Below are 19,408 nucleotides of genomic sequence, written 5' to 3' on the forward strand. Positions count from 1 at the left end.
TTTTTTGTCGCATTATATATAGCTTATAAACTGGAAAAGCTAATACGTGAGCTAAAACGAAAAGGTGTATTGGAGCATGAGTATAAGTAGATACTACGGCTAAATATCTTTATATAAGTGGTGGCCCCTCCCAGATTTGAACTGGGGACCAACCGATTATGAGTCCTGCATTGGTGGGTTTTCTAACATTCAGCTTAGGTTGAAAATACTAGTTTTTTCAGCTGCTTACGTGTTTCATCGATGTTTTTGATCCGACGCCGGTTTTGACAGTTTTGATCTTAACTTCCGTTGTAACTACCGTTCCCATCATGCTCGAAAAACAACAGTTACTAAAAGTAATACGATACACCAAGTCGGATATTGTGGTTCTCCTGTTTCTTATAAACCACTCTGAAGTCAAATGCCGAATTCATCACTAGACTTGCGCCACAATTCATCTTCCAATTTTGAGCCTTCACTTTATCCGTTATACTAACCGGCGTTGCAACCTCACAAAACCAGTTGCGACCAGCGAACTCTCCTTCAAACCCAAGCATACTCTCAACCGTGACGTTATGTTGATCACCACGACGCTCTTTATCATGCATGCGACCACCAAAAAGAGCATAGCCGATTATATTCCTTGTAACTCTGGTTGCCCAGCCATAGTGTCCTTCAACGTAAGTCGCTAAGTTGACTTTTTCCCCTCTAAGTCGGTTTCGTGTTGCACCTGCTTTTATGATCCAAGAATTTCCACCGTCTCCCGGCAACCCTGTATTACTTACATTGAAAGAAGTAATATCGATGACAGTTAGGTCCTCTATCGCTACATTATTATCAATAACAGATATTGTGAGTTCTCCCATACGCAAAGCCGAGTTCTTTGGCTTCCCAATCTTTGGCTGTAGGCAGTCATAATAGGTTGGCCTAGCGGTGAACTCCCAGCGGTCAACATCTCCACTTCCAAATACCTTGGAAACTCTAATCATATTCGGTTTTTGTCCAAGGTGCGGTTCTTCCGAAATCGCTTTTACTTTATGGTTATCACCCGGAGGGTATTTTAAAAGCTTGGTAAGAACGTCTTGTTTTCGCGCTCTATGAGCTTCTTGTTCAGGATTTTGACGCTGTCGGAAGCTATAATAGGATGCTAATGTAATTAATACTTGTTTTTGCTCACTCTCGGCTAAATTATCGAATAGTCTGCTGTTAGGATGATCCTCAAGCCATAATCTAACCGTTTCCTGCTGACGTTTGGATAGCGCATGATATTTTGACTGAAAACGTTTTTGCTCACTCTCATTAAGCGTTATTTCACGTACTAAACTATTTTCTCGTTCAGCGATTCGCTGTATTACTCCAGACGGAAAAACCGTGAGTTCACTATCAGTTACCAAATAACGTCCAGCGACAAGTTCTAGCGCACGAGCCACGTAATAAGCACAGTTCTTACTTGTAAAATAATAAGTATATTCAGTTCTGGATAGCTCATAAAGATGAGCCGCTAATAGTTGAGCCTCAAATGTAGAGATATCAAGCTCATAATCCCATAAATTGCGAAGTTCTACCTGTCCATAGGATAAATTATGCCGATAGAAGTGCTGTGCCGAATACCGCGCCTCATAACCACCAAAAAGTCCTTTTACGATATAGCTCAAAGGATCAACACCCGGAGGAACTTTTGCTCCAAAGTTCAAACTGTTATCGAGTAGCTCGACGTTTGAAGCTCCGCCTAGTTTTATGAAAAGGTGACCGTGGAAGGAGGCCGGATTCTTGAGATATCCATCTGCAAAAACCAGAGTAATCGAATCAACTTCATCTGACTTTTGCCAATCAATAAACTCCTCACACGTTGAATAATCAAACGGAGGAATCAAACCAGTTCGTTCAATTAACATATGACGAGCGGGAAATTTACAGATATTTCGTTTATCCTCGAATGCTTGTATCGTAGCATCTAATTCAGCTTTGGGGTCATTTCTACCCTGTGGTGAAAAAAAGAATTCATCTTGTTTAACTTCAGATTTACCCGTTTCGTTGTATTGAAGCAGTTTTTGCCATTGCCAAGAATCTGCCAAGTTTGACTCTGCTGAAACATTAAGCGCAAAGAAGAAGAAAAACAGACAGGATACAGCTTGCTTCACCGAAAACATCCCTTTATTGAAATCATAAAAAACCCGAGCTAGTAGCTCGGGTATACTCGAACAAATTGCCTGAACGCGTTATGAATTGAGTAAGTTCTGTGCTGAATAAAATAGGGTCTGTGCTTTTTCGCTATTAGACCGTGTTTTATCAATCACTAATGAGCCACGCAGTTCTGTCAAAACTTTGCCACGTTCACTTTCATCAACGCCAAGCATGACTAACATAGTATCAACGTGACGGCCTTCACCGATTGCTAGCTCTGCTTCCAGCTGTTCATAATTTTCATCAATAAAACGAGCAGTTTCGACAAGCTGTGAGTTACACGTATCTTTAGAAACAGTTGCTGAGGTTAGCGCTGTAGTACCCAAATCCCATATGATGTTAGAGATCGCGGCAGCAGTTCCGTTATCTGGGAAAACTGCTGCACCTAGCCCACAATGGCGCCAAGCATTTAAATTTTCCCCTGCTGCATTTGCAGGCTGAGAAATAAAAGCGGTAGTTGATAATGTAGCAATGGCAAGCGCGGCGGCTAGTCCTTTTTTCATAGTTATATCCTTTTGAAGTTAATCTTACAACAGCAGCTTAACTGAAATGGATAGAATACTACAATGTTATAAATATTAAAATAGATCAGTGTTAATAGGAGTGAATTTTTTAAGTTTATAAGCGTGTCTGAGCCAGGGTAGCAATACCGGTCGCTACCCGAACCATATTTACCGGGCATATTTACACTTAAGATCCTCGATGGTTTTGCCCTTGTTGCTTTTTTAAGCTCAAGCCCTTCGTAGCTCAAACTTACCCGGAAGTTTTCCATATTAGGAGTAAATTTTCGTACTCCCTTATTTCCAGCCCCAATAAATTGCCTTGCCATACACCCTCCCATATCAGGACGAGATCGTGAATACTTTCTGACCAATTAAACAGCTGGATAATCGATCGATTTTAAGATCAGTTCTAGTCGTGATCATATACTCTCTTTTGCGGAGAGCCCCAATGTGCCTGACCATGCTGACTAACCACTTTGCCGACATTGAAGACCCAGAGCAAGCATCGAAAGTATGAGCTATTTGATGTTCTGTTTTTGACGCTGACTGCGATCATTTCCGGCGCATAAGGTTGGGAAGAAATTGAATATTTTGGCCATCTTCGGCTCGAATGGCTGAAAAAGTATGGTGACTTCAGTCATGGCATACCGGTGAATGACACTATAGCCAGGCTGGTTTGTCGTATCGATCCGTAGGTGTTTCATCAGCGGTTCATTCAGTGGATGCAGGCAACTGAAAAACTCACTGATAAAGTGGTAATGTCGGTAATTGGTTGTACGGCCGCTCTGCTTGCCAAGTCGTGTTTAAGTTTCCAGTTTAAATCGACATAAATAAACGATGAGTTCAGTCTATGTCGTTCCGATCGACATATCAATTTAACGTGTCGATTTTTTCTTACTTTTTCGACATACCGTAACCATAGTTAAATAAGTCGTGTCGAGCGAGAAGCAACTACCCAATATTAAGCTCGAACATCCGTACACATGTGTACGAACGCATTAGCCCGTTTAGCTGACAAAAACACATAGATTACTGGACAAGCTAAAATAACCTTACCAAGTACTTATTTTTCATTCATCATCAACTGGCGCAACCGAACAATCTGCTCTTTAGTCGTATTGTCAATAACCTGCTTCGGAAATAGTTCCCGATAAGACTCTCGCCGAGTTTCTCGTCCAGATAACTGAGGGTGCAGTTGGTTTTTACAGTAAGTTGCCGTTACACCATTTGGCACTTGCTGCTTAAGAACGCACAGTAGCATCCCTTCTAAGCAAACCGGAGTGGAAATAATTAATTCGATTTTAGCCTGGCGAGCCCTTGCTAAATCCCTCTCTCTAATCGGTACATCTTCATCCAGAACTAACACGCGCCGGTCATAATCGGCATGCTGGTGTTTTCTAATAACATTTCGAATCATAGTTGCTGGCGAGCCACCATCTTCTGCCTCAACCGTCACTCGCTGCCCTGTGTTCTGGCTGTACAAGTCTTTAAGATGGTTAATGAACGCCTTATCTGCAGGTCCCTCGCCGACTGCCAGCAGCGTTGCCAATTGAGCTTTGCGCTGTTTCTTTCCTCGTCTAGCCACCTCGACCCTCCGTGTCTAAAAGTTAGGAATCGCCTCGAGGGCGCCTGCCATATATTTGGCATAAAGGTTGTCATCTGCACGCAAACCAACAACATCATCCAAACGCCAAGCGTCACTTTTGAGTTCTTCTTTTTCAACCAAATAGACCTGGTGCTTCTGTAGCAAGTTTAAAACTTCAGGTGTGTGACAGCTAAATACAATTTGCGCGTTATGCGGGTTAGTTTCATCATACTTAAACAAGTCCAGCAGATGCGGAAGCATATGCGGGTGCAAGTCGTTATCAATTTCGTCAATAACCGCAACACCACCATTTGCAAGTACAGGAAGCAATCGTGCCAGCAAAACAAATGCAGACTTTGTACCGCTCGACTCTTCCATAAAGCGAAGCTCAAACTGGCCCTGTTGGCTTTTGTGGATGCCATACGGAATTGCAATCTGCTTCTCTTCTCCGGAATCTCTTTCGAAGACAGTTTCTTGTCGCACTTCAACACTCTGTAACCCAAGGTCTAATTCAGATAGACAGTCGGCTAACTGAACTCGAAGCTTGTCGTTTTCAGCTAATTCTTCCGCGGCTTGCAACAAAGCACCATCATCGTAATTATGACGCCCGAACACATTCAGGTTATGACTAATACCGTGTGCAAACTGCACAAACATATCGGCTTCAGGCACATCGTAACTGTATGCCGCGGCCAGCAATGACGCATTTCGACGAATCTCTTTCGCTTTTTTAGGCGAAAATGAGAAGTTTTGTTGCTTATAGCTCACGTCAATCTTGCCAGCTTTGCTTTCTTTGAACTCACGCACGAACAAATAGCTATAGAGATGACTTGTCTTATGGTAAAGCGCCTCCGAAACGACGAGTCTGTCTTTGAGAGTTAGCGAGTACTTATACTGCTCACCATCCAAAACAAAACGCAACTCAAAGGTGGTTGGCTGCTCTTCATAAAGCGCATGCGCTCGATAAGGTAGTTTGACATCTGGGTCAGCGTGCAGAAATGATGAGGACAAAAACCAACTCAAAAAAGCCAATGGCTTTATAAACTGCGTTTTTCCTGAGCCATTAGGACCAATAACCGCTAACGCCTTATTCAAGCGATCGCCATCTTTGAGCGGAATATCGTAATTTGAACAGGCTGGCTTTTTACCCATTTCAAACGACAGGTAAACCTCGTCTGCGAAGCTATAGAAGTTTGAAAATGCCAAATCAGTTATCATAGTAAGCCAACTCCAACAAAATTTTGTTAATTATTGTTCACTATCTATATATTTGCAAGCTTTATCAGAGCTCTATGAATGATGAAGGGCTTTATCTTTTGTTTGTCTAAAGTGCCCCAACAATGTCTACGCGTTTAGCATACGTTATTCTGGTATGCTTCACTATTGGCCGTAATAATATCAATGACTAAAAGGACCTTGTTATGGATAACAGTGTTATATTTATTGTATTACTCCCCGCTTTAATCTCTGGCTTCGTTTCGGCAATCATCGCATCCCAAAAAGGGCGAGACGGGTTTGGTTGGTTTTTAGTAGGGGTTTTCTTCGCACCAATAGCGATCCCGTTTGCTCTTATAGCCAATCCAATACGCGGTAACATCGAGTCTTTAAAAACTTGCGACTACTGCAGGGAACTGGTTCACCATAAAGCAATAAAGTGTCCACATTGTCATTCGGAACTAACAAACTATTCAGAAAAATCCTCAGAGCCGAAAAAAGACAACGAAGAGAAAGCGACAGGCCAAACTTCAGCCAGAGATAGGGTTCTAGCTAAAGCAGAAGAGCTTGGTTTTGAAGTTTATGCTCCTGAGGGATCAAGCCGCATCGTATTTAAAAAGAACGGTAAAAAGCATGAGTTCCTAATTCTAAAGCGTGCGCAAGATTTCTTGGAGCGCCAATAATGAGACATTAACTTCAAGGATGAAGTTACTCCTTGTACACATGTGTAAAAAACACAACTGCGTAGATAATTGCCGCTAGACCGGCTACCGTAATTGTCGCTCAATACGCGGATAACTGCACCACCAGAAACCACGGAGAAAGGCGTATCGCCTACTTTCGCTTTGGGACTGAGTGTAAGCCCTATTTTGCTGTACTTGGCTGAAAACCTATTCACACAAACTTTTAAGATTAAGTGACACTGCACACGCCGGACGCTGACCACAAGCCAAAATTCTTTCAACTTTCGCGGTGCAGCCAGCATCCTCAATAATCAGTGAGTCTCCTTCACACATCAGCATCACCACATTGTCATCCTCTGTATGCGAGTTAACGTCAAAGTTACGGAGAATAGCTTGGTAGCTCTGATCTGTACTCGCAACCTGCTTAATAACTTCATCCGTGCTCAGGCCTTCACTATTATCGAGTGCGTATTTAAAGTTCACCTTTTGCACGAAATCAGAAAAGTGAGACGCCACTTCGTAACGTTCTTCAGTATCACATAAAGTCTGATTTTCTGCGGCACAAGCATTAATCGTTAATAAAATTGAGATAATAAGTAGCAGTCTCATTATACGTTCTCCCACAGAGTATGCTTGCCCGACTCGTTATCGATGCCATTATCTAAATTCCAGTGTTTAAACATACCGGTATCACCGTCATCAAATACCGCAGCCGCAAGGAACTCCCAGTACTTCCGTACATTGCTGACTGCCAAGTCGAATATTTCGTCGTAATCTTTATTGTCTTTTGGAGTTTCCAAGTTGCTGATATAGGTAAAGTCCACCTCTTCGCGTAAGGGATAGCCACTTCCTGAGTTCACTGCAACATGCCGTGCCCACTCAAAAAGCTTATGCGTTTCCTCAACCGTGTCCGTTATCTTCTGAAATCCTCCGTGCCAGCCCTCAATATCCGGCGGAGATTGTTCGAAATTTTCTGGATATACCTCTCTGAGTGCCGCCGACCAAACCTTTTGAATAATTGGATTGAACTTCCCGTTGACATCATACTTAGTTAAATTGTTAGAGATACGTTCACAATAACCGGGTTCACCCAACCCCGTTCTTTCAAACCAAATGTAGGTATCTTGATGCATTTCGCAAATTCGGTGTGCTTTTTCATGCCCCACGTAGGGACCAACTCGACATTCAACTACTGGGTGAATCGTTACATCCGCTATAACATGTGAAATATATCCAGCTAACCAAGGGAAAACGAAAAGCTTATCCTCATCATTTAAACCTTTTGTATTTCGGATAAGTGCTTCGACAATCAATTTTGTCTCACCAAGGTGCATATAGTCAGCCCACTCGGTTTGCCCAGCGCGGTCTGTAAACGCAAGAGTTAAATATGGATAATCTGGACTAACAGAGCCAAGTTCAATAAGCTCCAGGTGACTTCCTAGTTGAGCTTTAACATTATCGGCCATATTTAAGTTCTTGATTGCTTTAAGCTCTCTTGCAACATTTGCAACACTTAAGTGAGCGAATGCACCCGGCATAATTACCTCCCGTATTTGCTTCACCGTAACTCGTTTAAACTCGCCTCAGCGGCATCCCATGGTAATCGCCTACCAGCATTTTTCATGGCTTGGTATGCTGCTTCAGCTTGGTCTACCGTTATAATGTTTTGCTGAATCATCGCTTCTACCATTCCAATGGTTCCCTTTACCAAAATCCCCTCTTGCTGAGCTGCCACTCGCAAGTCTTTGTCTCCAGTTAGTAAAGGGCAACCTCGCTCCATAGCCAAACACATTGCGAACATATCATTCCTGCTAGGCTTAGCATGTACTGTTATTAGCTCGAATACTTTCGCCATTAATTCACCTGACAGCTCCTCAAGCTTTAAGCCGAGGTCTGGTAGCTGTGGGTGTTCATCCACTAGCTCTTCCTCGAAAAGGATGTCAGGAATAATGAATTCAAATGGAAGGGCAAAAAAAGCGGTTAGCAATTCGCCCTCTTCCATATCAATCAATATATTGGCGTCACTAACTAGAACTTGCTGAGTCACTCGTTACCTCCAGCTTGCGTTCCTTGTGAAAGCTGGCTAATGACATACCAATAAGCTCTGCTGCTTTTGATTCGCCAATGTACCCTTCGCTTAGGGCTCGATAGACAAGTTGTTTAAACAGAAATGTCGTTTCGGTAGGATACGGGGCTCCGGGCTCTTTAGTGCGCCAACCTTTTTTGCTGAATGAGCGCACAAGGCTCTCGTAATGGGCTTTTGTAATAATCAGAGACTGTTGAGCTCGAATTGCAATAGCCAACATGCTGATGCCATATTCATGCTTCAACATGTAAAGCTCTCGGGCCTCTAAATGACTGCGCTTAACTCCCAGTTCTTGCTGAACAGCTGAGGCTGGTAATAAGAACGCACCAGCAAAACGGTTACATGCCTTCTCTTCATCCATTGAATCCGCCAGACGACCATGTAAAACCAAATGACCTAATTCATGAGCCAACGTAAAACGCTGACGATCCCCAGCTTGAGATCCGGAAATGACGATTAATGGCTGCTCTTTTATGGTTCCGGCCAAACCGTCAAACTTTTTGTCTGTCTCAACATGCGTCAAAATCACCATCAACCCGCGAGACTCAAAGGTATCGACCATATCCTGAATGGGGTTGAGTCCTAGCGACCAATGCTCTCGCATCTGGTTAGCAACTTCATCCAGCTCATTGTAGTCCGAAATTACTTCGGGCAGGCCTGAGGGCAGAGTAAACTGATTGATCGGTTTAGCGGAGTCTGGGAATAAGTCGAGCAGCTCATACCAGCGCTCAGCCTGATCCAGCACGTCACTACGAATTTTATTTAAGAATTTTAGAGGAGTATTCGCCCGTTTGCGATACTCGATACCCTCAACCTCAATTTGAGTTGGTCGAAAAAAGTACTCGCTACGCACATTCAGTGCTTTGGCTAGCTTCATCAAATTAGATGATGATGGCATAGAGTCGCCATGCTCATACTTCTTAATAGCGTTAGCTGAAAGTCCTACCTTTTCAGCCAGAGCTTTCATAGATAAGCCAGACGCTTTACGGGCACGAACGAAACGTTCTGCAAACACTAGACGCTACCTCTTGGTTTATAGAAAAACAAAATCTTTATTAAACATAAACCAATGGGCGTTATTTGTCTATTTTTTCGTCGCTATAAATTTTAGCCCTTATTTACAGTCATCGAGGTTTGTTTGGTGCCAACAGCGGATCTATCAGAGTGAGTTATAGACGACTCTAATGCTAATTGCTGAACCTTAGAAAGCATCACTTTGTTGCTGCGACGTTTCAGTAACAACCTATTGTAAAAGACGTATACACGCGGTAGGTTTTAGAAATTAGAGATATAAATTTGTAATTTTGCAGTTAACGCATCAGTTGTCACTGATAAAAAAATTATGACAGCTATGTTTTAGAAGGAAATATCGAGCTTCGGGAGCTGAATCTAAATGTGACTTTGGTGCGGAAAAACGAAAGTATGAAAAAATTGCTAACGAAGAGTTTCTCGCGTCGTCCTATATGAGAAATTCAAAAGGAGAGGTCGTTAATCTTTTGAAGCTATCAAATGCTACCGTCGCTAACCCCGTAAATAGACGTAACGAACTAATGACTCGTTTAAGAGGTGCTGAAGAAGAAGCGAACCGCCGAGGTGATGTTGGGCTATTTATGACGATAACCTGCCCAAGTCGGTTTCATAATACTTTATCTGCTAATGGCCAACAGAACCCTAAATGGGATGGATGTACACCGAGACAAGCAAGTGAGTACTTATCAGGAGTTTGGCAAAAAGTCCGAGCGGCAATAAACCGCCAAGGTATCCGAATGTACGGGATTCGGATTAGTGAGCCACAACACGACGCGACACCACATTGGCATATGCTTGTTTTCGTTTCACCTGAAGACAAAGAGTATTTAATATCAGTTATAAAAAATTATGCTATGCAAGACTCACCTGATGAAGCCGGTGCAGCTAAGTACAGGTTTGATGTTGAATATATCGATAAGAAAAAAGGTGGCGCGACGTCTTACATTGCTAAATACATATCGAAGAATATCGACGGATTTGGTCTGGAAAAAGAGGATAACGACATTCTTATTAAAGCATTCAGAGTTGAAGCCTGGGCTAGTTGTTGGGGCATCCGACAATTTCAATCATTTGGTTTACCCTATATAACCGGCTGGAGGGAACTTCGCAAAGTCAAACAGGAACTACCTGAATCTTCACCGTTTCACCTCTCGCATGCGGCTGCTGACTCAGGTGATTTTGCCAGCTACATAAGAGCGATGGGAGGGGTCTGTATTCCCACCCGAAAACGACCTATCAAACTTCTATACGACGCTAACTTTGATAAGGAAACAGGGGAGATAAAGTTAGGCCAATACGACCGAGAGCCGTTATTTAAAGTTGTTGGTTTGCAGTCCAATGGTAAGCATCTTTTAACCAGAACTGAAAGCTGGCATCGGTGTTCTGAGTCTGGGGCGGCATAGCCGCCTCCCTTGGAGTACTGGGAATAACTGTACTAGTAATTTTGAGCTTATAGGTTTACGTATCAATACAGGCTATTTAATATTTTCAAAATTTCTTGTTGCTCTTTCAATATGTCAATTCCTAGAATGCTTGTTTCAAATGCAAGAATAATACTCGAAGAGGTTATTAATATTGGTGGAAATAAAAATATTAAAACATCTATTATGCGGTGACTGACAACAAAATCAGCTCGGGTATCCACCACATTAAGTTGTTTTTTTTCGAATCCCCACGAATAAACACGGACCTCTAAAGAGCTTTCTTCCTCCACTCTATTTTCAGCTATATGGTAAATGAAGCCGATGTACCAAAGAAGCATTAAAAGCCATGATATTGATATAGCTGAGCTCCAAGCTGAGCCCGTACATACGGGTAACCCAAGTGCAAAGACTTCTTCCCTAATATTGTCTTTATCCAAGCAATTCAGACTAGTTGGGATCAATCCTAAACTAAGAGCCATAATGGATAATCCCTGAATATAAGCAGGAATGCTAAACTGAGCAATATACTTTTTTATTTTCCAATTTCTAGAGCTAACTTTGAAAGCTCCAAATCTCGCAGCAGCAACCGCGATAGAAAAGATAATAATTAAAGTCAAAAACGAGAGAGCCTGAACGCTCACGGTATCAAAAAAATCGGTAATCATTCCTTGCCCTTATCGCTTATCCCTAACTTTAAACTGAATTAGCAGAGTACCTGTTAACTAAAACCTGGACTTTCCAGCTTTGGCTATACCATCCTTTTAAACTCAGCTAAATTATGTTGTTCAAACAAAGCGACTAGCTCGGCGTTACGTTCTATTTTCTCCGTATGTGCTGTCGGGTTGTATTTAATTTCAATCATAATAAGCATTAACAACTCAAAGTTACTCAAATTTAGCAAGCTCTTATAGTACCTTCGCCTGTCGTCCAAAGTAAAACCCTTCGCTTGGGTCAAGTAGGATGAAATCTGGTCCTGGAGGTTGCTGAAGCCTCGGACTAGGTGGAATATTTGTCTATTATCGTTAACCCTATTAAGTATTTGTAACTTTCCATTTCTTAGTTTCTTTAAACCATTGTCACCTGATGGGATTGAAAAGACTCGACTCAACTGCCCCCCATCGTTCTCATTCAGTTTGACAACGTTATTTATCGTTAGCCTATAATTCTCAATCAGTTCGACTAGCAGCTTTATAGCGGCTGCAGATTTTATTACATGCTCTTTATCTCCGATATCTACACTAATACTAAAGCTTTCAACATTTTCGGATTGAACTCTTAATAAATTCAGAAACAAAGACTCAAATGATGCTTGTAAAGAGCGTTTTTCAGCAGAATGGGTTTGCTTAACCAATTCTCTGTTGGCTTTATTTTGTAATTTTACTGTATCCAGCAATAGGATTAACGTCCCGAAAGCAAATATAGGAGTCAGCAAACCTGATATATAGCTTGAAAAATCCGACCAGTCTTTGCCACTTTCAGAAACTTCGTAAGACCCAAAATTTAACAGCCAAGGGACAACTGTCCCGAGAATAGCAATAATAGAAAAAATTATTATTAAGTATGATTTCTTATTCATCTTCAACAGAATCTATATATATTTTTACTGTTCTTCCATCATTGAGCTTAACCCTTCTACCTGTTACATTTAAAAATTCTCGCTCATCTGCACTTACATCTGTATTATCCAGCAAGTTTTGGGATATAACTTTAGCTTGAAATTCTACATCATCGTCATGATTTGATTTTGGAATACTAAAAGCTACAGTAACTCTATCATCACCAATTATAAGCCGCCCATTTCCAGTCAAGCTATTAAATCTCGTCACGGCAACCACCAAGTGTTCGGGATTACGCTCGACTCTTTTTTCAGTCAAGTATCGATAGGTCTCTTCAGTAATTTGAGAGATTTCTTCTTTTCGGTTACCTTGCAGGGTTCGATATAGTTTTAAAACCTTTCCTGTTTTCTGGGTAACTGCATGCATATTTTTTACAGGTTGCCATAAACGACTTTTTAGGCTCTCTTCGATGTCATTATGACTGGCTATTAGCTCAGCAGCCTCGTCTGATAACTCCTTCTGTTCTAGGTTCAATATATCCGCTGTTATATAACTTATGAATTCAGATATGACTGAGTCATGAATACCTCGAAGACTAGCCTCAGCTTCATCCGTGAGTGTTACTTTAAAATTGAGCCCATACGAACTGTCAAAACTACTCTCAAGCCAAGCACTAGCAGAACTTGTTTGGGTTTTTACTTGTCGAACACGATCATCCGCCAGAGCCTCTGTAGTAATTTCAAATGTGTCTGAAACTCCCTTCAAAGCAAGGGAGGTTGAGCCCATGTCAGTTTTATATTCATCAGTATCGACTGTAAGCTTAAACTTGATATCCCTTGCCATTATATTTTTCCTCAATCCCAATTGGCTAGCGATATCATGTCAGTTTTTTGTTAAGACGACAAATCTATAGAGGGAACTGAGAAAACATTAAAAACGAGGGTGCATAGCTACACTAACGCTACATAATTATTTGAAAGTTCTTTCTTGTTAGTAATCACTTTGACTTTAAAGCTTTATAGAAGTGGTGGCCCCTCCCAGATTTGAACTGGGGACCAACCGATTATGAGTCGGGTGCTCTAACCACTGAGCTAAGGGGCCGTTTTGATTGGAAGCTGTAAAGCGGCGCAAATTATACGAACTTTTTACGCTTTTGTCATGGGTATCAGCACGTTAAATCGTGAAGTTTTATCAACTTTCTCATAACTGATGTCGCCACCCAGGCTGTTCAGCGTATCCCGCACTACCTTAAGCCCTATACCATACTGTGTTGGCGCCAGTTCGTCGGCATGGAAAAGTAAATGTTTGTTTTTCTCTTCTATACCTGAACTTTCGTCGCTAATAGCAATTTTGACAAAGTTATCTTCTGCGGTTGCCTGCAGCATTATTTCCGAATTATCCGGTGCAAAAGTCATGATATGACGTATCAGGTAATCTATTACAAAGCGCATGAGTAAAGGCTCAGCATGAAATTTAAGGCCTTTATCGGCAATGGCTGTTAAAGTTATGTCCTTAACGTTTCCGTGCGTTTCATGGTAATCGCTCAAGTCCTGAAGAAAGTCCTCGGTGTCAATTAATATCGGCTTGCTGTTGCCAACGTCGGCAGTCACCCTCTCAAATGAACTGAATAAGTCTGTTAACTGTGACACTTTGTCTTTAATGTCTTCTGCATTGGCTTTTGGCAATTTACGTTTTATGCCTTCCAGCTCAGTCAGGGCTAATGCTGTCATCGAGCGGGCTATACGGCCAATTAATGTTTTTTGGTTAGCCATAATAACTTTGTTCATTTGCTGACTCAGTTCCCGATCTTTTGCCTCAATTTGCTGACGAGCCTGATACAACAGCATAAGTAACGGTTGTATCTCGGGAATTTCAGTTGTCACAGACACCGCCTGAGACGTATCTTCAGCCTGACTCACAATGCGGTCACGTTCTGAGTGCCAGTTTCGATTAAATACCGACTCACGCACAATCAACAGGCCGCCAATAATAGCAAGCAGTACAAACAGTCCACTAACAATAACGGTAAAGTTTGCCGGTACCAGCTGTACACTTCTTTTCAGCCAAATACCCAAATTATAATGGTTTGTCTCCGGGCAAGCCGCCACTACAGTAACGATCTGATCATTTGACTGAACGGAAACAACTTCTTGCTGTTGCTCTAACGAGCGCTGAACAGCCGAGCGAACCATTGGCGCGCCATTATTATTAACATTAATGTCAGCATTACTGCCGCTTTCTGAGGGTGAGGAAAAGCCCATAAAGCCTTGAGCCGTATGCCAAAAGCCACCGTTAACCCCGTTAGTGCCCTTTATTGAATCACTCAGTGCCTGATGCATTAGCTCAGGGTTTGCGACTTGCTGTTGTGGTGATTCTGAAGCAGGAAACAGGCTGTTAATGGCAAGCTGCGCATTTTTACAGGCACGGCTCATAGAGGTTTGATTACGGTCTAATGTTTCACTTGCGGAAAACCAGAATGCGACCAACAAACCGCCGACAGCTACTGCAATTAATACAATAGCCAACCAGCGGTTGTGTTTGGTGTGAAAAGAGAGAGACTGCACTTACCTCACTCTCTTTTACTAAGGCAGTTTATAGAAGTCACGAGCGTTTTGATAAAACACTTTATCAATCGCTTCTTCATTTTCATCCAAAGCATTTACTACACTCGCTATGTCTGAAGGCTCAAATGAGCGGTTACTGCGCGTGCCCGGTAAGTCGGTCCCAAACATTAATGCATCTGGGTTGGTTTTATTCAGTGTTTTAATGGCATCTTCAATATTCACTTCAGTACGTCCAAAGCCACTAGCTTTAATTTTAACGCCACCTTCGGCTAAACGGCGAACCTGGGACAACCCTGATTTTGCCATGCCTAAATGGTCAACACTAAGCTTTGGCAGTTTTAATAACGTAGGAACCATATCATCCAGTTCGCGACTATCGACATAAATTTCCAGATGCCAGCCGGCTAAATCCCAAATCCGTTTACCGAACTCTACGATACCGTCGATATCTCGGTGGACACCACGTTTCAGGTTAACGCGTACACCGCGAATACCATGCTCATTCAGTTGCTGTATCTTCTCATCGTTAACAGAGCCGGGCAACTGTGTGATACCGACAAAGTTCCCACCTAAGTTTTCCAGCGCGGCTTTCAAATAGCGTTGCTCAAAGCCCTGGAATGAACCTGAAACGATAACACCACCTTCTATAGGCAGGCCACGTACCATATTACGATAGTCATCAATGTAAAAAGGCTCAGGGATATGACCTTGGTTTTCAATTAGCGGAAACTCGTCATCGTAAATATGCAGATGAGAGTCAATAATACGTTTCGGCCAATGGTCACGGTTGTTACCCATACTGCCTCCTGTGTCAGAGAGTATCTTACTCATCCAAGAACGATTTCAGCTGTTCAGAGCGGCTTGGATGGCGTAGTTTTCTTAGTGCTTTGGCTTCAATTTGACGAATTCGTTCACGAGTTACATCAAACTGCTTGCCCACTTCTTCCAAAGTATGGTCGGTATTCATATCAATACCAAAGCGCATGCGCAATACTTTAGCTTCACGAGCAGTTAAACCACCCAGTACGTCATGAACTGAATTGCGCAAACTTTCTGAGGTTGCCGAATTTATCGGTAAATCCAGAGTGTTATCTTCAATAAAGTCGCCCAAATGTGAATCTTCGTCATCACCAATTGGCGTTTCCATTGAAATAGGTTCTTTCGCTATTTTCAATACTTTACGAATTTTGTCTTCCGGCATCATCATGCGCTCTGCCAGTTCTTCCGGAATTGGCTCACGACCCATTTCCTGCAGCATTTGACGCGATATACGGTTGAGCTTATTGATAGTCTCAATCATATGCACCGGAATTCGAATGGTACGAGCCTGATCAGCAATGGAACGTGTAATGGCCTGACGGATCCACCAGGTCGCATAAGTTGAAAACTTATAACCACGACGGTATTCAAACTTGTCCACGGCCTTCATCAAACCAATATTACCTTCCTGAATTAAGTCCAGGAACTGTAAGCCTCGGTTGGTATACTTTTTGGCTATAGAGATAACCAAACGTAAGTTGGCTTCCACCATTTCTTTTTTCGCACGGCCGGCTTTTGCTTCGCCAATAGACATGCGACGGTTAATTTCTTTGACTTTACTAATGGTTAAGCCAGTTTCTTTTTCTACATCAACCAGTTTGTTAACGCAGCGTTCAATTTCGCCGCGAACTTCTTTCAATGCACTGGCGTAGCTTGCACCAGAGTTTATTTCTTTATCGACCCAGGCCATGTTGTTTTCATGGCTGGAAAACGCTTTCATGAAGTTGCGCTTGGACATTTCGCCCTGTTCAACGCTTATCTTCATAATAATACGTTCCTGAACGCGTACACGCTGCATCATGCTGCGCATGTCTTTAACCAGCCGGTCAAATTGCTTTGGCACTAAACGAAACTGTTTGAATAACTCGCTTAGCTTATCAATTTCAACGCGGGCATCAGCGCCATCGCGACCATGCTCAGCTATTGCCTGGCGAGTGACTTCGTATTGCTCGCGCAGCGCATTAAATTTGCTTCGTGCAAACTCTGGATCAATGCCAGTATCCGCTTCTTCGTCATCCTCGTCATCTTCATGTTTCAACTCTTCGGTCGGAAGCTCAGAGCCAATGTGAGTAGCGGTCACAGGAGCTTCGTCTACTTCGTCAGGGTCGATGAAGCCGGAAATAATATCGGTTAAACGCAGCTCTTCAGCTTCGTAGGAATCCCATTGATCGAGCAAGAAATTGATGGCTTCAGGGTATTCAGCAACAGAGCACTGAACCTGATTAATCCCCTCTTCAATGCGTTTGGCAATGGTGATTTCGCCTTCACGAGTCAGTAGCTCAACCGTTCCCATTTCGCGCATGTACATACGCACGGGGTCAGTCGTACGACCAATTTCACCGTCAACAGAGGCTAATGCCTGAGCGGCCTCTTCGGCAGCGTCTTCATCAGCAGCACTTTCTGCCATCATCAAGTCATCGGCATCGGGTGCGCTTTCAAACACGCGGATCCCCATGTCGTTGATCATGCGAATAATGTCTTCAACCTGATCGGAATCAACAATTTCTTGCGGTAAATGGTCATTGACTTCAGCAAATGTCAAAAACCCTTGTTCTTTGCCTTTCGCAATAAGGACCTTAAGTTGCGATTGCCGATTCTGCTGCATACAGACGTTCCACCTGTGACTGTGAATGTAGAGTATCCAAAATGACCCAATAGCATAACAGAATACTGACCTCTAAGCTAGCGCAAGGCGCACTCAGATGTACTATCTTGCCTTACTCAAATACTGAATGAGTGTCTGGTATTCTTGACGCTCTGTCCGAGACAGAGCCCCTTCCTGCTCTTTCTTTAAAAGCGCATTAGCACGCTGCTCAAAATATTGGTCAATAAGGTAAATAAATATATCGTTAAATTCTTGTTCAACGTTATCGTCATCAAGCTGATGTTGCCACAACGCCAGTTTTTGCAAAGGCTGATAATATTCTGTATCGCGCCAGCCTTCCAATACCTGTGCCGTTGTCATTTGTCGTTCTGCGCACTGCTTATGCAGGGCTATCAGTAAATCAATACCATTAACCCGCAGTCCCCGTAATTCTTCCTTCACCGGAATAGACTGCGCTAACTGAGGATACTGCAATAACAAAGCAATGGCTTTTCTTAGCGGTGTCATTCTGACGCTTTCTTTAGGCCGCGCATGACGCTGTGGTTTATCAAAGTGACGTTCCAACTGAGATGTCTCGCGACGAAGCTTTTCCGCTAATCGCTGCATTAAAGTATCGCGATAATAATCACTGGCTAACTTTTCAATAAGTGGCTTTGCAATATTCAGTAACTGAGACCGTCCGGCGTCAGTACTAACGTCAATATCTGTCTGCAAATGCTCAAAGAAATACTCAGTGAATGGCGTTGCTTTTTTTAATTGCTGCTCAAAAGCCTCTGCACCCTGTTCTTTTACCACTGAGTCCGGGTCTTCCCCCTCGGGTAAAAACAAAAATGCCATATCCAAACCGTCGCGTAGTAACGGCAGTGCGTTTTCTAACGCTCTCCAGGCGGCATCCCGGCCAGCTCTGTCGCCGTCATAACAACAAACAATTCTATTACTGGTACGAAATAATCGCTGTAATTGTTCACTGGTAGTAGCCGTTCCCAGTGAAGCAACTGCGTAATGGATACCAGCCTCTGAGAGCGCCACGACATCCATATAACCTTCAACAATACAAACCTGTTCAGGTTTCCTTACGGCTTGCTGCATGTGCCAGTAGCCGTAAAGCTCACTGCCTTTATGAAATAAGCGAGTTTCCGGGGAGTTTAAGTACTTAGGCCCGTCACCATCAATAATGCGTCCGCCAAAACCCACAACCCGACCACGGCGATCATGAATTGGAAACATCACCCGGTCTCTGAAAAAGTCGTAATGCCGTCCTTTTTCGTTGCGGTTGATCAGTTTCAATTCCAGCAGTTGCTGCCGTTGCTGAGTTGCGCTGCCGAATGTGCTGAGCAGACTGTCCCAGGCGTCGGGTGCATAGCCAATTTGAAAACGTTTTACTGTTTCGCCACTTAAGCCCCGGCCTTTTAAGTAATCAATAACCCGTTTTGAGTTCTCATGGTGCTTGAGCTGATGCTGGAAAAACCGGGCCGTTTTACTCATTAGCTTGGCGTCGTCTTGCACCTGCTGCTGTTTCTTGTGCGCCAGCTCGGGGTTTTCCGGCTGCTCGCGCACAACTTCAACGCCCATAATGCCGGCGAGCTCTTCTACCGCATCGGGAAAGTTTAAGCCATCAAATTCCATCAAAAAGTCTATGGCATTGCCATGCTGACCGCAGCCAAAACAATGGTAAAACTGCTTATCCTGACTGACCGTAAATGAAGGTGTCTTTTCATTATGGAACGGGCAGCACGCCTGATGATTCTTGCCGGCCTTTTTCAACGGCACACGGCTATCAACTATCTCGACGATATCTGCTCGTTCAAGCAAATCATGAATAAAGCTTTTGGGGATCAAGCCTGCCATATTGTCTCAATACCGGAGTTGCGAAAACAGAAACTAGCAGAAACACAAAAGCCGTGACGATACAGTCACGGCTTTCAGCACTTTACGGAAAAGTGAACACTCAAATTG

The 19,408-nt window shown here is 43.0% G+C and carries 17 protein-coding genes, 1 tRNA gene and 1 pseudogene; 2 read left to right on the forward strand and 17 right to left on the reverse strand.

Annotated features, from left to right (window positions below; translation table 11 throughout):
- Positions 1–329: 329 nt before the first annotated feature.
- From L8G48_RS08110 to L8G48_RS08130, 5 genes are all read right to left on the reverse strand, one after another.
- Positions 330–2,120, reverse strand: a complete 1,791-nt coding sequence (locus L8G48_RS08110; RefSeq protein WP_248264099.1) for an Lnb N-terminal periplasmic domain-containing protein — start codon at positions 2,118–2,120, stop codon at positions 330–332.
- 78 nt (positions 2,121–2,198) lie between these two features.
- Entirely contained in the window at positions 2,199–2,666 is a 468-nt protein-coding gene (locus L8G48_RS08115; protein WP_248264100.1) for a DUF3015 family protein, read from the reverse strand.
- A gap of 518 nt (positions 2,667–3,184) precedes the next feature.
- A complete protein-coding gene (locus L8G48_RS08120) occupies positions 3,185–3,370 on the reverse strand; it encodes a hypothetical protein (RefSeq protein WP_248264101.1) in 186 nt (61 codons plus the stop codon).
- Positions 3,371–3,729: 359 nt separating this feature from the next.
- The gene (locus tag L8G48_RS08125) at positions 3,730–4,251 is read right to left on the reverse strand and encodes a hypothetical protein (protein WP_248264102.1); all 522 of its coding nucleotides are present in this window, start codon (positions 4,249–4,251) and stop codon (positions 3,730–3,732) included.
- A 15-nt stretch (positions 4,252–4,266) separates the two neighbouring features.
- Positions 4,267–5,469, reverse strand: a complete 1,203-nt coding sequence (locus L8G48_RS08130) for an AAA family ATPase (RefSeq protein WP_248264103.1) — start codon at positions 5,467–5,469, stop codon at positions 4,267–4,269.
- Between the two features lie 203 nt (positions 5,470–5,672).
- On the opposite strand from L8G48_RS08130, the gene L8G48_RS08135 reads away from it, so the two are divergent.
- A complete protein-coding gene (locus L8G48_RS08135) occupies positions 5,673–6,149 on the forward strand; it encodes a hypothetical protein (protein WP_248264104.1) in 477 nt (158 codons plus the stop codon).
- Between the two features lie 207 nt (positions 6,150–6,356).
- On the opposite strand, the gene L8G48_RS08140 is transcribed toward L8G48_RS08135, so the two are convergent.
- From L8G48_RS08140 to L8G48_RS08155, 4 genes are read right to left on the reverse strand one after another with little or no spacing between them, the layout of a single operon-like run.
- Positions 6,357–6,758, reverse strand: a complete 402-nt coding sequence (locus L8G48_RS08140) for a hypothetical protein (RefSeq protein ID WP_248264105.1) — start codon at positions 6,756–6,758, stop codon at positions 6,357–6,359.
- On the reverse strand, positions 6,758–7,687 hold the full coding sequence (locus L8G48_RS08145) for a zinc dependent phospholipase C family protein (protein ID WP_248264106.1): 930 nt from the start codon (positions 7,685–7,687) through the stop codon (positions 6,758–6,760). Before L8G48_RS08145 ends, L8G48_RS08140 begins: the two co-directional genes overlap by 1 nt.
- A 20-nt stretch (positions 7,688–7,707) precedes the next feature.
- Positions 7,708–8,196: a PIN domain-containing protein gene (locus tag L8G48_RS08150; RefSeq protein WP_248264107.1), complete on the reverse strand. Its 489-nt coding sequence runs from the start codon at positions 8,194–8,196 to the stop codon at positions 7,708–7,710.
- Positions 8,174–9,250, reverse strand: coding sequence for a helix-turn-helix domain-containing protein (locus L8G48_RS08155; RefSeq protein ID WP_248264108.1), 1,077 nt, complete (start codon positions 9,248–9,250; stop codon positions 8,174–8,176). Before L8G48_RS08155 ends, L8G48_RS08150 begins: the two co-directional genes overlap by 23 nt.
- Before the next feature lie 409 nt (positions 9,251–9,659).
- On the opposite strand from L8G48_RS08155, the pseudogene L8G48_RS08160 reads away from it, so the two are divergent.
- Positions 9,660–10,667 (forward strand): annotated as a pseudogene (locus L8G48_RS08160) (replication endonuclease); the annotation flags it as partial.
- Between the two features lie 62 nt (positions 10,668–10,729).
- Here the strand turns inward: L8G48_RS08160 and L8G48_RS08165 are convergent.
- The 8 genes from L8G48_RS08165 to dnaG all read right to left on the reverse strand — a co-directional run bounded on the left by L8G48_RS08165 (position 10,730) and on the right by dnaG (position 19,300).
- Positions 10,730–11,353, reverse strand: a complete 624-nt coding sequence (locus L8G48_RS08165) for a hypothetical protein (RefSeq protein WP_248264110.1) — start codon at positions 11,351–11,353, stop codon at positions 10,730–10,732.
- An 83-nt stretch (positions 11,354–11,436) separates the two neighbouring features.
- On the reverse strand, positions 11,437–12,264 hold the full coding sequence (locus L8G48_RS08170; protein WP_248264111.1) for a hypothetical protein: 828 nt from the start codon (positions 12,262–12,264) through the stop codon (positions 11,437–11,439).
- Positions 12,257–13,087, reverse strand: a complete 831-nt coding sequence (locus L8G48_RS08175; RefSeq protein ID WP_248264112.1) for a hypothetical protein — start codon at positions 13,085–13,087, stop codon at positions 12,257–12,259. The genes L8G48_RS08170 and L8G48_RS08175 overlap by 8 nt, the downstream gene beginning before the upstream one ends.
- A 182-nt stretch (positions 13,088–13,269) precedes the next feature.
- A tRNA-Ile gene (locus tag L8G48_RS08180) sits at positions 13,270–13,345 on the reverse strand.
- Positions 13,346–13,389: 44 nt separating this feature from the next.
- Positions 13,390–14,808: an ATP-binding protein gene (locus tag L8G48_RS08185; RefSeq protein WP_248264113.1), complete on the reverse strand. Its 1,419-nt coding sequence runs from the start codon at positions 14,806–14,808 to the stop codon at positions 13,390–13,392.
- 18 nt (positions 14,809–14,826) lie between these two features.
- Entirely contained in the window at positions 14,827–15,606 is a 780-nt protein-coding gene (locus L8G48_RS08190; protein WP_248264114.1) for an amidohydrolase family protein, read from the reverse strand.
- Between the two features lie 25 nt (positions 15,607–15,631).
- The gene (rpoD, locus tag L8G48_RS08195) at positions 15,632–17,452 is read right to left on the reverse strand and encodes an RNA polymerase sigma factor RpoD (protein WP_248264115.1); all 1,821 of its coding nucleotides are present in this window, start codon (positions 17,450–17,452) and stop codon (positions 15,632–15,634) included.
- Positions 17,453–17,554: 102 nt separating this feature from the next.
- Positions 17,555–19,300 (reverse strand): DNA primase, encoded by a 1,746-nt coding sequence (gene dnaG / locus L8G48_RS08200; protein WP_248264116.1) that lies wholly within the window; start codon positions 19,298–19,300, stop codon positions 17,555–17,557.
- Positions 19,301–19,408 lie beyond the last annotated feature (108 nt).

Source organism: Idiomarina aminovorans (genome assembly GCF_023155095.1).
GTDB lineage: Bacteria > Pseudomonadota > Gammaproteobacteria > Enterobacterales > Alteromonadaceae > Idiomarina > Idiomarina aminovorans.